The 11,365-nt window shown below is 41.7% G+C and carries 10 protein-coding genes; 6 read left to right on the top strand and 4 right to left on the bottom strand.

Annotated elements, in window-relative coordinates; all coding sequences use genetic code 11:
* Positions 1-38 precede the first annotated feature (38 nt).
* Entirely contained in the window at positions 39-1,214 is a 1,176-nt protein-coding gene (locus tag FTU05_RS05535) for a GGDEF domain-containing protein (protein WP_180118181.1), read from the bottom strand.
* Positions 1,215-1,606: 392 nt separating this feature from the next.
* Between FTU05_RS05535 and FTU05_RS05530 the strand changes: the two genes are divergently transcribed.
* The 3 genes from FTU05_RS05530 to FTU05_RS05520 all read left to right on the top strand — a co-directional run bounded on the left by FTU05_RS05530 (position 1,607) and on the right by FTU05_RS05520 (position 3,850).
* Positions 1,607-2,554, top strand: a complete 948-nt coding sequence (locus tag FTU05_RS05530) for a pirin family protein (RefSeq protein ID WP_180039790.1) — start codon at positions 1,607-1,609, stop codon at positions 2,552-2,554.
* A gap of 68 nt (positions 2,555-2,622) precedes the next feature.
* On the top strand, positions 2,623-3,021 hold the full coding sequence (locus FTU05_RS05525) for an OsmC family protein (RefSeq protein ID WP_180157273.1): 399 nt from the start codon (positions 2,623-2,625) through the stop codon (positions 3,019-3,021).
* 151 nt (positions 3,022-3,172) lie between these two features.
* Positions 3,173-3,850, top strand: coding sequence for a glutathione S-transferase family protein (locus FTU05_RS05520; protein ID WP_180035124.1), 678 nt, complete (start codon positions 3,173-3,175; stop codon positions 3,848-3,850).
* On the opposite strand, the gene phoR is transcribed toward FTU05_RS05520, so the two are convergent.
* The 3 genes from phoR to FTU05_RS05505 all read right to left on the bottom strand — a co-directional run bounded on the left by phoR (position 3,847) and on the right by FTU05_RS05505 (position 6,852).
* Positions 3,847-5,205, bottom strand: a complete 1,359-nt coding sequence (gene phoR / locus FTU05_RS05515) for a phosphate regulon sensor histidine kinase PhoR (protein ID WP_078191505.1) — start codon at positions 5,203-5,205, stop codon at positions 3,847-3,849. The genes FTU05_RS05520 and phoR overlap by 4 nt on opposite strands.
* 23 nt (positions 5,206-5,228) lie before the next feature.
* The gene (gene phoB, locus FTU05_RS05510; RefSeq protein WP_078191504.1) at positions 5,229-5,939 is read right to left on the bottom strand and encodes a phosphate regulon transcriptional regulator PhoB; all 711 of its coding nucleotides are present in this window, start codon (positions 5,937-5,939) and stop codon (positions 5,229-5,231) included.
* A 229-nt stretch (positions 5,940-6,168) separates the two neighbouring features.
* A complete protein-coding gene (locus FTU05_RS05505; protein ID WP_180105963.1) occupies positions 6,169-6,852 on the bottom strand; it encodes a TetR/AcrR family transcriptional regulator in 684 nt (227 codons plus the stop codon).
* A 224-nt stretch (positions 6,853-7,076) separates the two neighbouring features.
* Between FTU05_RS05505 and FTU05_RS05500 the strand changes: the two genes are divergently transcribed.
* The 3 genes from FTU05_RS05500 to FTU05_RS05490 all read left to right on the top strand — a co-directional run bounded on the left by FTU05_RS05500 (position 7,077) and on the right by FTU05_RS05490 (position 11,357).
* Positions 7,077-7,907 (top strand): SDR family oxidoreductase, encoded by an 831-nt coding sequence (locus tag FTU05_RS05500; RefSeq protein WP_180007971.1) that lies wholly within the window; start codon positions 7,077-7,079, stop codon positions 7,905-7,907.
* A gap of 879 nt (positions 7,908-8,786) precedes the next feature.
* Positions 8,787-10,268, top strand: a complete 1,482-nt coding sequence (locus FTU05_RS05495) for a carbohydrate porin (RefSeq protein WP_180164497.1) — start codon at positions 8,787-8,789, stop codon at positions 10,266-10,268.
* Between the two features lie 33 nt (positions 10,269-10,301).
* Positions 10,302-11,357, top strand: a complete 1,056-nt coding sequence (locus FTU05_RS05490) for an ABC transporter substrate-binding protein (RefSeq protein WP_180164495.1) — start codon at positions 10,302-10,304, stop codon at positions 11,355-11,357.
* The last annotated feature ends 8 nt before the right edge of the window (positions 11,358-11,365 follow it).

Raw genomic sequence — 11,365 nt, 5'->3', positions numbered from 1 at the left:
GATAAAAAATCGTCTGATGATTGTTACAAAATATATTATTAACTTGCTGTTTTATAAGTTGAAATTTGATTGCGTCCTGCAAATTTTGCTTGATAAAGTGCCTGATCGGCCATGCGAATTACACTTTGTAAATCTCGGTTTTTTTGACCAAATTCGGCAACACCAATTGAAACGGTAAATTTAAGTTTTTGTAGTGTATCAAGTTCTAAATAATCATCGGCTATTGCCCGTCGTAGGCGTTCGGCAATATCTTGAGCCTGACGCAGGTGTGTCTGCGGTAAAAGAATAATAAATTCTTCACCGCCGAAGCGGGCAATGATGTCTTGGCTACGTAAGGTATGTCGGCACGTTTCTGCAATTTGTTGTAAAACATGGTCACCAATATAGTGTCCAAACTGATCATTAATATTTTTAAATTTGTCGACATCAAAAATCAGTAATGAAAGCGGCTGTAACGGTTTGGACTGATGATGAATATGATAATTGGCAAGTTGAATAAATTGACGTCGATTGTTTAAGCCGGTCAGCACGTCGGTATGCGCCATAATATTGAGCGCTTCACGGTTCAACTGATCGAGTTTACTGTGTAAAAATACAATTCTGGATTTTTGCGTTGAATTCCAACTGATATACAAACTAAATAACAACACGGGCGAATAGATCAATATAAACAGTTGCAGTTGATGGATATTGCCAGAAATGGCGAAATACACCCCAATCAGTAAAATAAGACTGATACATAGAGAAATGAGCACAGCAGCTTTAAAGCGGATTTGTACACATAAATTGGCTAGTACAATAAAAACCAAAGATGCATATAAATAGATCGGCACATCGGGACTATTGGATAAATTGAGTAGACTAAACCACAGCGCAGAAGCACCAACGATCGATAGGGGAAGCATCAAGTCGAAGAGTAAAATGCTCTTACTATATGTATAAATGCCCCATGTGATGCCCATCATCAGTAAGGTATAGGCCGTTTTTAAGCCTATCGCGAGCAAACCCACATCGGGCAACATAAACCAATCCGCGATGGCATAAGAGAGATAGGCCAATTGAGCCACGATGTTGACTTGCAAAAAGAATTTAAAAAGTTGACGACGATGGTAGTGGAAAAATTCTTGACGAAATTGAGCAGGAACGCGAACAAAGGTTCCTTTCAAGGCTTTTTGGATCAGTGCACGTGATTCTTTCTTATACTCATTGATCATGCAAGATTACCGACAGGTGAGCATGGTTTGTATGTAAATTTATGTAACTAAAATAATCTATATTATTCTTATTTAAAATTAAACACGTTATTTCAATGATTTGTGAATTATTTGGTATTGTTTGGTTAAAAGTGAGTGTTAATTTGTGTTACTTAGATTTACATTTCACGTGATTTTAACAAGTAATTTTGCATTGGGTTTGTCTAAAGAAGCATCGATAACTGTTATGCTATATGTCATATTAGGCAACAAAAAAACGATTGTCCTATCTCTGTGATTCAGCGTATTAATGACAGCTGAAGAAGATTGAGTTAATGCAGATATAATGGAAAAAAATGCATAGGTCTAGCCGATAGTCCTTGCATCGGCTTAGCCAAATTTAGGGTAAGAATATGACCAATACCAATTACACAGAAATATCTCATTCCGACGATTGTGAAAAATACGTCAATCAGTTCATTCAAGAATTTCCACTGCGCCGTGCTGAAATTGGTCAAGGCACAGTGATAAAACGTGCTTTACCGAGTCGGCATAAACGGATGATTGGTGCATGGTGTTTCCTTGACCATGCCGGTCCAGTGCATTTTCCTCAAGGTGATGGCTTAGATGTTGGGCCGCATCCACATATTGGTTTGCAAACATTTACATGGATGATTGATGGCACCATGATGCATACCGACAGTTTGGGCACACATCAGTTAATTCAGCCCAAACAAGTCAATCTCATGACAGCGGGTTATGGTATTTCGCATACTGAGGTTGCTCCAGAGTCTGAAACACAAATGCATGCTGCGCAGCTTTGGATTGCATTGCCAGATGACAAAATCAATATGGCGCCCCAGTTTGACCATTACCCAGAGTTGCCAGTGGTGACACAAGACGGGATTGAATTGACGGTCTTGGTGGGTGAGTTTTTACAGACTAAATCGCCGGTAAAAGTACATAGTGAATTATTAGGTGTCGATCTGCGTAGTTCGGAAAGTCAAAGTACCGTCTTGCCGCTCAATCCAAAATTTGAATATGGCTTTATGGCCCTCGAAGGGACTGCCAGTGTCAATGGTCACGAGCTCAATGAAGACAATATGGTGGTACTTGAGCCGGGCTTAACCCAAGTCAAAATTGATCTGCACGCAGGTGGCCGTGTTTTATTATTAGGGGGTGAACCTTTTGAATCACCGATTCTGCTGTGGTGGAATTTTGTGGGGCGCACACAAGAAGAATTGAATATTGCCCGTGAGCAGTGGATTAATCAGGACGAACGCTTTGGCTCTATTCCAGACTATGATGGTCCACGACTAGAAGCACCGGCTTTCCCTGATAAAATGCGTCCATCACGTTAACTTAAAAATAAAAATGAACAGCCGTACCTGTCGTGAAAATGGTGCGGCATAACCATTAGGGAGTCATTATGGGTATCGTCGCAACGGCAACAGTAAACACTTTAGAAGCACCGTGGTCAGGTGAAATTCAGAGTGGAAAACATCAACTTATTACCGATAAGCCCGAATCATTTGGCGGCGGGGACTTAGGTTTAGCACCGTATGATTTACTGTGCGCCTCTTTAATTTCATGCACCATGATTACCTTGCGCATGTATGCAGCACATAAACAAATCCAATTGGGGGAGTTTAGTGTCGAGGCAGACTTTTGTGCGAACCGTGAAGGAGCTGAATGGGTTGAGCGACGCCTGCATTTTCAAACGCCCTTGGATGCAGAATTAGAGCAAAAAATCTTGTCCATTTGTGAAAAAACCCCAGTGACAAAAACTTTATTGCGCAGTGTAGACATTAAAACCACTCTAGTTTAATTTAAATGCAGGTCGCTGCTGTACTGTACAAAATTTTGTTTTGATACAGATCCAAGCAGTGATCTGACACTTTTTATGATTTAACTACTTCAAAATATTAATGGCATGCCAGAAATAAGAAAATTTTAGACTTCATATAGGAGATGAACCCATGCGGGTGCTACATCATCTAGAAAAATCTCGTTCATTTCGTATTTTATGGGCAATGCAGGAATTAGGACTGGATTATCAGGTTCAGTTTTATCTGCGCCAGCCAAATTTGTCTGCTCCTCCTGAGCTTAAAGCCATCCATCCTTTAGGGAAGTCGCCCATATTGCAGGATGATGGACTGGTCTTGGTAGAATCTGCAGCGATCTTGGAGTATTTACAAGAGAAGTATGATCGGCATGATTTTTTTGCAGCCAAGGCGGAACATTCAAAACAACAATATCGCTTTTGGATGCATTATGCCGAAGGTTCTCTAATGCCGTTGTTGGTGATGCAGTTGGTCATGAGCAATGTGCCACGCCATGTACCTTGGGTCATCAAACCCGTAGCTAATCGCATTTGTGATGGGGTCAAAAAAGGTTTTGTACGACCTCGCTTAAAAGAACATATCGAGTTTTTAGAAAACCATTTAGCGGAAAATGAATATTTTGCGGGACCGTTTAGCTTTGCGGATATTCAGATGACGTTTCCATTAGAAGCCGTCATGACCAGAACTCAAGGGCGATATCCACAAATTCAGGCTTTCTTACAACGGATGCAACAGCGTCCTGCATATCGCCGTGCCAAACAACAAGAACAACAGTTGGAAGCACAGCAAGACCGGCAGGATGATTCTGCTTAGCTCACATGATACAAGCGTTCTTTAGGGAAGACTACTTTAAACAGCGAACCACGGTTTTCTTTGGACTCAATTTCAAGGTGTGCCTGATGTTGCATCAAAACGTGTTTCACGATGGCAAGACCTAAACCTGTTCCTCCCGTTTGGCGACTACGTGCGCTGTCCACACGGTAAAACCGTTCCGTTAAACGGGGTAAGTGTTTCGGGTCAATCCCGATACCCGTATCTTCAACGGTAAAATAACCATGCGTACCATCATCATGCCAACCAATGGTCACAGTACCGCCTTTCGGGGTGTATTTAATTGCATTGGTGATGAGGTTACTAAAGGCACTCGCCAATTCCATATCTGATCCGATCAGGTCACAGTGACTATCAATTTCAAGATTCAGTGTATGTCCATAATCCACATTGTAAGCATGTGCATCGTCATACAGTTGGTTCATTAAACTTGGCATTTCAATGATTTGATTTTTAGCGACTTTTTTATCATTTTCCAGACGAGATAATAATAACAAGTCATTGACCAAAGCATTCATACGGCGGGTTTGAGATTGCATTTGATCGAATGCACGTTTCCAGCGTGGATTTAAATCTTCCTGATCGGTAAAGGTTTCGATATAACCACTTAAAACCGTGAGCGGTGTGCGTAACTCATGTGAAATATTATCGACAAAGTCTTTACGCATCTGCTCAAGGTTATGCATACGTGTGACGTCATAGGCCACCAATAAACGACTTTCGCGACCAAAACGGGTCAATTTGACTTGCACATAATGGTCTTCAAGCACCGATGATTTCATTTTCAAACCATCGGGGGCTAAATCGATATTGGTAAAGTATTCGATAAAACTGGGCTGTCTTAAAATACTTAAAATATTGCGCCCTTGATCGAGCTGTTGAATCCCCAAAAGCTTTTCTGCGGCAGGGTTCCACCATTCGATTTGGTGTAATTCATCAATCAATACCACAGCTTCAGCAAGTGCCACTAAGGAAGATTGAGCGCGGTCGATCAGACCAACCATTTCAGCTTGTACAATGCGTTCTTGACGCTGCGCACGGTATACATTAAAGAGCAAAGCCCCCCAAATACCGTCTAAATTCGGCGGGACATCATAGGGACGGTTTGAAATCCATTCGTTGACCAAGTACAGCGAACGCATTTGCAATGCAAAGAACACTGCAAAGGCAATTAAGATGCAGATCCATAAGTACCCGATACCAAAGCCGATGAGTGCAGCAATGAGTAGGAAAAATGCCAGCAGTCTTAAATCCTGCTTGGCAAAAGTCCATAAACTGCTGTAACGGAATTTTTTATGTTCACTGGCAAGTTCAGGGACGGGATACGGTTCGTACATAGAAAATTAAAGACCTAAAATGACTAACCCATCACAGCGTCTGCACGGGTAGAGAAACGGTAACCTGTACCACGAACAGTTTGGACATAACGATCGGCTTGGAAAGGTTCAAGAACTTTACGCAAACGACGAATATGCACGTCAATGGTACGGTCCTCAATATACACGTTTCCACCCCAAACCTGATCTAATAATTGAGCACGGGTATAGGCACGTTCAGGATGAGTCATGAAGAAGGCCAGTAAACGATATTCAGTCGGTCCCATATCTAAAATGGTGTTACCAAAGCTGACACGTTGGCTGACTGGATCGAGGATTAAACCATTGGCATCAATGGTTTTTTCACCACCCAAGGCATTTGAGCGACGCAGCACCGCTTTAATGCGTGACACTAACTCACGGGTGGAAAAGGGTTTGGTCATGTAGTCATCTGCGCCTGCGTCTAGACCTTGGACTTTATGGTCTTCTTCACCGCGCGCAGTGAGCATGATGACTGGAATTTCTGACAAATTTTCATCGCGTTTTAAACGACGACATAGGTCTACACCACTCACGCCACCAGGCATCATCCAATCCAATAAAACCAGTGCAGGACGCTGATCCACAATCATTTGGTGCGCTTGTTTGGCATCTTCAGCTTGCTGACATTGAAAACCAGCCATATCCAGTGAAGTATGGATCATTTCCCGAATCGGGAGTTCGTCGTCGACGATTAAAATATAGTCATCTTTCACAGCGCAATACCCTATTTTATGTAAACGGTAGACCGTTTTATATTTATGACAGGCTTATTACAAAGATTAATTATGACAGTATCATTGCAAAAATGATCTTTCATTGGGGTTTAGAAAGAAATTGTGACAATTTAAATCCTGAAATATTCAACAACATGGGCTTTGCATCATGTTGTTGTCACAAAAAAATCATTCAAAAAATTGTAAAGATCAGTGTTGAGCTCAGAATTTATTTCCTGGGTTTTTCAGAAAAAGCATCCAACAAGGCCAAAAAGACCACGCTACATGACGATAAAACTTCGTCAATCGGTTGTTTATAACCACTCATGACCCAGCGAATCGCGATTTGGGTGACATAACCATTGAGACCTGTTGCGACCATTGAAATTTCGCGTTCTGAACGATCAATATTCGGCATCATGAGCATGACAAAGGCATGAATCATACGGTCAAAGCGCATCATGGTTTCATTAATCGTGGCTTGGTTATGTAGCTCTTGTACCAACATGGCATCGATGTAAATGATGCGCGCCATACGTGGATTATTTTTTAAGGTTAACAGTAAGGCGGTTAAACCCGCTTCAATCATTTTTTTAGAATCGGTTGATGCTTGCATGATGGCTTGCATCACGTTTTGTTGCAGTTCATCGATTAATTTTAAAAAGATGGTCTGGAACAGTTGCTCACTTTTCTTAAATGATTCATAAAAATAGCGTTCGGTCAGCTTGGCTTCCAAACAAATATCTTTCACAGTCACTGAAAAAAAGCCATGTGTACCATAGGCTTCTATACCGGCTTCAATCAGTTTTTCACGTCGCGCTTGCTTACGTTCACTGAGAGAAAGCCCTTTAAATTGACGTTCCTTCACATTTTTTGCCTGTTGTTGTTCTGTGTGATTTGTTGCATCTGTCATGAAAATATACGCTGAACTAAAGCAGAATTTTATCTTATTTTAGCAATAATTTCAGTTTAAACCTATGTTTAAGCATTGGCGATTTCAACAGCTTAGCACGTCCTAAGATGACATTGACAATATGTATTGTCAAAACTATATTAAGTCGACGAACTGCACACATTGGCAAATGAGATCACGCTGTGATAAAGCCAAGCGGCAGCATAAAGGAATAAGGAATCACAATGAAAAACTTCAAAAATAAAGTGGCTGCCATTACAGGTGCAGGTTCAGGTATTGGTCAGCAATTGGCAGTGCTTTTGGCGAAACAAGGCTGCCATCTGTCTTTAAGCGATGTGAATGAACAGGGTCTTGCGGCAACCGTAGACTTAGTGAAAGCCAGCAATGTACGTGTAACCACGCAAAAACTCGATGTGTCAGACCTTGCGGCAATGAAAGCATGGGCAGCACAGACCGTTAAAGATCATGGTTCGGTGAATATGATTTTTAACAATGCGGGTGTGGCATTGGGTACGACCGTTGAAGGGGCAAGCTACGAAGAACTGGAGTGGATTGTCAATATTAACTTCTGGGGTGTGGTTTATGGCACCAAAGAATTTTTACCGTATATCAAGCAAAGTGGTGAAGGCCATATCATCAATATTTCCAGCTTGTTTGGCTTAACTGCACAGCCAACACAGTCGGCATATAATGCCACTAAATTTGCAGTACGTGGCTTTACCGAATCTTTACGCCAAGAATTGGATATTGAAAACTGTGGCGTGAGTGCGCTATGTGTACATCCGGGCGGGATTCGTACCAATATTGCCAATGCCGCAAAAATGAATGATAGCCTGAAAAGTTTAGGCATGAACCCGCAAAAATCGGCACAGTCGTTTAATAAATTCTTGCGTTGTCCACCTGAAGAAGCGGCTCGTCAAATCATTGAAGCAGTACAAAAAGATAAGCGCCGTTTATTGATTGGTAATGATGCAAAAGCGATTGATTTAATTCAACGTTTGCTACCGACGGGTTATCAAAAATTAACTGCCATGGCGACTAAATTTGGTCAATAAGCGGTAATTAAAATCAATTGAAAAGAGCCCACGTCAGTGGGTTTTTTTATGCTCTAGTAATATCAGAAGCGCAATTTGATCCAAATAAAAGAACGATACGCGGTAGTGTCATCCGCAATTGTTTGAGACAAGACGACTTTTAATCAAAAATGTTTTTGCGATCCTTTGAATCATTTGATGGTATTGAACGAGTTTTGTCGGTGAGGTGTATTGCACCGCAAGATGGTTTCCTTGCGAAGCACGCTTCTCATTTTGTCGAATGAGAAACAACGTTTCGTAAGAGTACCTCCAGCCGAAGGCTAATCCCGTTATTCAATCCCTAGATGTAAGACTCCATCGAATAGATTTAAAAATCATTTTAAAAATCCGAAATTACTTTTACAGGCGTAACATCAGTTATTAAAAGACCAAAGCGTATTTCTTATTTCATAAAATGAGATATAAAAATGGAAATAACTGATGATTTGAAATAAGCAACTGTTGAATAACCAACAGTTTTTTGGCGTTAAAACCAACAGAATTTATCAGATTTAAATAATAAAGCTTTAAAAAATAAATACTTAAAATGTTGGCACAGTTGTTGCCATATTAGAGTGAACAAAACTCACCACTGTATGGAACATTTATGAGTACTTTTACGCATCGATATCTTTCTGCTTTTCGTGTCCTGCACCAGGCATGTTGTTGTGCTATGACACTCGCGATGATGCGCGCTTAAATTCTAAAAGCTGTCTTCGAGTTTCGGTCGTGCATAAGTTGAATAAAACCTACGACCACTCAGATTAATTTTTAAAAACCCACGCAGTACATTCACTTCATGCACCTTGCATGGGGTTGGGGGATTTTGCGCTTTGGGAAAAATGTTAGTGAAACCAAATCATGAAAAAAACCACATTAACCGTTGCGGTCGGACTGATTTTATCCGCAACCAGTCAGCTGAGTTTTGCATCGGATGAAGCACTTCGGCAAGAACTAAGCAGCTTAAAACAACAAATTGAGAGTTTGCAAAAACGCTTAAATGCAGTGGAATCTGGGACGACCAAAAGCCAAGTCGTCGAAACGGCCACTGTGACGACAGAAGATACGACCAACGCCGCTGATGTTGAAGGTGAAACGCAAGTTGCAGAAGTAACCACAGCAACATCCGAAGATATCGACGGCTTACGTGCAGATATTGAAAACTATAAGTACGATCAGTCACGTCAATATGAACGTCAAACCACCAAATCGACTCGTGATACAACCCTGTATGGCACGGTTCAACTACGTGCGAGTGCGCTCGATGAAACAGGTGTCTTAGGTGCAACCAAATCGACATTTGATATTGGGACTGCGCTGATTGGTGTGCGCGGGAATTTATTTCGTGATTATAACGAAGGAAAAAACCTCGATTATCAATTGTCCTTTGGTTATGGCAAACGCAATGATGGCACCAATAACAGTAACTTTAACTTACTAGATGCCTTTGTTCGCTATAACGCTTTTGCCACCAATGCGGGCCCTGAAACTGCCAAACTCAACTTTACGCTCGGTCAGCAGTTATTGCCCTTTGGTCTAGATGTGCAGTCTCCTGAAGATTTGCGTCCGACCATTAGTACCGCTGCAGCTTCGACCTTTTTAGGACTGTTTAACCGTCAAAATGGATTTATCGTCCGTGGGGATGCCAAACCTTTTGTCGACTTTGCATCGAACTACCGTGCGCCGCTGTTTGAGTATGCTTTAGGGGTAACCAATGGGAACGCCAGTAATAAGGCAGATGACAACAATGGCAAAGATTATATCGGTCGTGTGGCTTTTACCTTGCCAGTGGACTACGCCAGCATTTTCCGTGAGTTGAAGTTTGGTGCCTCTTATATCAAAGGCGAATCGAAAATTTCAGCCGGCGGAATCACTGATAATGCTGCGAAACGTGATCGTTTGGGTTTCGATATTTATTATAACCACGCACCATTTGGTGTGACCTATGAATATCTGCAAGGCAAGACCGATTATGTCGATACCGTAGCCCAAGACATCAAAGAAGCCAAAGCGGAAGGGCATACTTTTACCGCCTTCTACACCTTGGGCGATCAGTTCTACAACAGTATTAAATCCAACGCCAAATTTGATGATTTCTGGCCAAAGTCAGTCCAAGGCTATTACCGTTTTGACCGCTATAACCCGAATAAAAACAACGCAAGCTATCTCGACACCGCGAGCGGTCGTATTGGTGAATATGACATTCACTCTTTGGGCTTAAATCTGTTTTTTGCGCAAACCACAAAATTCCAATTACAGCTGAATCACTACCTGTTTGATGTCGAAACGGCAAATCAAAAAGACACCAATGAGCTGCAAGCTCAGGTTCAGTACACCTTTTAATTCAAATATTTAAACCATTAAGGAACATTTAAAATGAAAATTATCTCTAAAAAAATCGCAGCCACTTTCTTGGCACTTTCAGCACTTGGTCTAAGCGTTCAATTGCATGCTGCTAATCCCAAAGAAATTCGTATTTCTGTATCAGGCGCGGGTGAGGGGGGTAAACCCAAAGTGGGCGGTAGTTTTGTAGCTACAGCACATTTACGAGGTGTGCTCGAACAAGAATTTAAAAAAGATGGCATTAAGGTAAATTGGCTGTTCTTCCCCGGAGCAGGCCCTGCAACCAATGAAGCTTTAGCCAATGGCAAAGTTGACTTTGCATTGCATGGTGATTTGCCCTCATTGGTTGGACGTTCAACGGGATTAAAAACCAAAGTCTTGTTTTCAACAGGGCGTTTTGGCCCAACTTATGTGTTGGTGCCTGCCGGCTCTAATGCCAAATCCTTTGCAGATCTCAAAGGCAAAAAATTCTCCGTCTTTAAAGGCACCAATGGTCAGATCGTCTTTAACCGTGTATTAGCAAAATACAATTTAACTGAGCGCGATTTACGAGTGATTTCGCAAGATGCCTATTCGGCGCGTACTGCGTTAGCGACAGGTGATATTGATGCCACGATTACTTCACCGTTTAGTTTGCAAGCGCGTGGTGTGGCAAAAACATTACTAGAAATTAAAGATCCCAAAGTTGCGCCGATTGCGCACTTTTGGGTGACAGAAAGTTTTGAAAAACAATATCCAGAGGTAGTGCAACGTGTCGTGACGAAACTGATTAAACAAGCGCAGTGGAGTTCTCAAGAAGCTAACCGTAGTGCGCAATATAAACTTTGGGCACAAAGTGGCATTCCGTTGGTGGATTATCAAAAAACGTGGGATGGCTGGAATTTAAAGGACCGTACTACACCGCTACTAGACGAGTTCCATCGTTCACAAATTGATAGTGCTTTAAAAATTGCCAAAGACGCTCGCTTAATCCGTCGTGATGTAGATACCAAAACATGGTATGAGCCGAAGTATCTAAATAATGCCTTGAAAGAGCTGAAGTTAGAGGGTTACTGGCGCCAATTTAATGCTCAAGGTCAACCGAAGTAAGTCGCAGC

Source organism: Acinetobacter sp. YH12049, from assembly GCF_013419875.1.
Lineage (GTDB): Bacteria > Pseudomonadota > Gammaproteobacteria > Pseudomonadales > Moraxellaceae > Acinetobacter > Acinetobacter amyesii.
Note: the sequence above shows the minus strand (reverse complement) of the source record. Positions and strands in the feature narration are given on the sequence as shown.

Coding starts and splice junctions, on each gene's coding strand:
- FTU05_RS05495 (WP_180164497.1), top strand. CDS start 8,787: ATGAAAAAAACCACATTAACCGTTGCGGTCGGACTGATTTTATCCGCA.
- FTU05_RS05490 (WP_180164495.1), top strand. CDS start 10,302: ATGAAAATTATCTCTAAAAAAATCGCAGCCACTTTCTTGGCACTTTCA.
- FTU05_RS05530 (WP_180039790.1), top strand. CDS start 1,607: ATGACCAATACCAATTACACAGAAATATCTCATTCCGACGATTGTGAA.
- phoR (WP_078191505.1), bottom strand. CDS start 5,205: ATGTACGAACCGTATCCCGTCCCTGAACTTGCCAGTGAACATAAAAAA.
- FTU05_RS05505 (WP_180105963.1), bottom strand. CDS start 6,852: ATGACAGATGCAACAAATCACACAGAACAACAACAGGCAAAAAATGTG.
- FTU05_RS05525 (WP_180157273.1), top strand. CDS start 2,623: ATGGGTATCGTCGCAACGGCAACAGTAAACACTTTAGAAGCACCGTGG.
- FTU05_RS05500 (WP_180007971.1), top strand. CDS start 7,077: ATGAAAAACTTCAAAAATAAAGTGGCTGCCATTACAGGTGCAGGTTCA.
- FTU05_RS05535 (WP_180118181.1), bottom strand. CDS start 1,214: ATGATCAATGAGTATAAGAAAGAATCACGTGCACTGATCCAAAAAGCC.
- FTU05_RS05520 (WP_180035124.1), top strand. CDS start 3,173: ATGCGGGTGCTACATCATCTAGAAAAATCTCGTTCATTTCGTATTTTA.